This window comes from Rhodococcus sp. PAE-6, assembly GCF_025290685.1.
Classification (GTDB): Bacteria; Actinomycetota; Actinomycetes; order Mycobacteriales; family Mycobacteriaceae; genus Rhodococcus; species Rhodococcus pyridinivorans.
The window spans coordinates 1-1,172 of sequence record NZ_JAOCLZ010000076.1 but is presented as its reverse complement, the minus strand read 5'-3'; the positions used below and the strand labels follow the sequence as shown (position 1 = coordinate 1,172).

At 60.1% G+C, this 1,172-nt stretch carries 1 protein-coding gene; it reads left to right on the top strand.

From position 1 onward, the window contains the following. Window positions 1-150: 150 nt before the first annotated feature. Window positions 151-651, top strand: a complete 501-nt coding sequence (locus NVV99_RS26265) for a GNAT family N-acetyltransferase (protein WP_000376623.1) — start codon at window positions 151-153, stop codon at window positions 649-651. The last annotated feature ends 521 nt before the right edge of the window (window positions 652-1,172 follow it).

The following is a 1,172-nucleotide window of genomic DNA, read 5'->3' as shown; positions in this document are numbered from 1 at the left end:
CTTGAAATCCGTCATCGTTCCGTCCGTCCAATCTCCGCCAAGCATGCTCAAGCTTCACGATTTTTGCAACAGAGCCGGCGCAGACATGCTGGGCTCGTCAGGATCAAACTGCACTATGAGGCGGCGGTTCATACCGCGCCAGGGGAGCGAATGGACAGCGAGGAGCCTCCGAACGTTCGGGTCGCCTGCTCGGGTGATATCGACGAGGTTGTGCGGCTGATGCACGACGCTGCGGCGTGGATGTCCGCCAAGGGAACGCCCGCCTGGGACGTCGCGCGGATCGACCGGACATTCGCGGAGACCTTCGTCCTGAGATCCGAGCTCCTAGTCGCGAGTTGCAGCGACGGCATCGTCGGCTGTTGCACCTTGTCGGCCGAGGATCCCGAGTTCTGGCCCGACGCCCTCAAGGGGGAGGCCGCATATCTGCACAAGCTCGCGGTGCGACGGACACATGCGGGCCGGGGTGTCAGCTCCGCGCTGATCGAGGCTTGCCGCCATGCCGCGCGAACGCAGGGGTGCGCCAAGCTGCGGCTCGACTGCCACCCGAACCTGCGTGGCCTATACGAGCGGCTCGGATTCACCCACGTCGACACTTTCAATCCCGGCTGGGATCCAACCTTCATCGCAGAACGCCTAGAACTCGAAATCTAACGTCCGTTCGGGCATCGAGGTCCATGTCGGGGTGGGACGGGCCCGTGGCTTCAAGATCACTTGCAGTCCGACCGCGATGTCTTGGTTGCGCGAGAGGTTGTCGATATCCTCCACTTCCATCATCAACCCTGGATAATGCCGCCGCCGTCATCGCCGCCGACGCCCGTGCCGGGCTTTTCGGGCCTGTCAGGCTTGCTCGGCCTTCAGCCTGCCTGGGCGAGATCTCCGGCGGACGGATTAACGGCGGAGCTTCGCCGCCTTTCGTGCGTGTGAAGGCCGAAGATAGTTCTCTCAAAAACATCCGTTTATGAGAGATACCAAATGTCATTTTCAGAAGACGACTGCACCAGTTGATTGGGCGTAATGGCTGTTGTGCAGCCAGCTCCTGACAGTTCAATATCAGAAGTGATCTGCACCAATCTCGACTATGCTCAATACTCGTGTGGGCTCTGTTGCAAAAATCGTGAAGCTTGAGCATGCTTGGCGGAGATTGGACGGACGGAACGATGACGGATTTCAAG

Excerpts from the sequence above, each read along its gene's own strand:
- NVV99_RS26265 (WP_000376623.1), top strand. The coding sequence starts at position 151 with ATGGACAGCGAGGAGCCTCCGAACGTTCGGGTCGCCTGCTCGGGTGAT.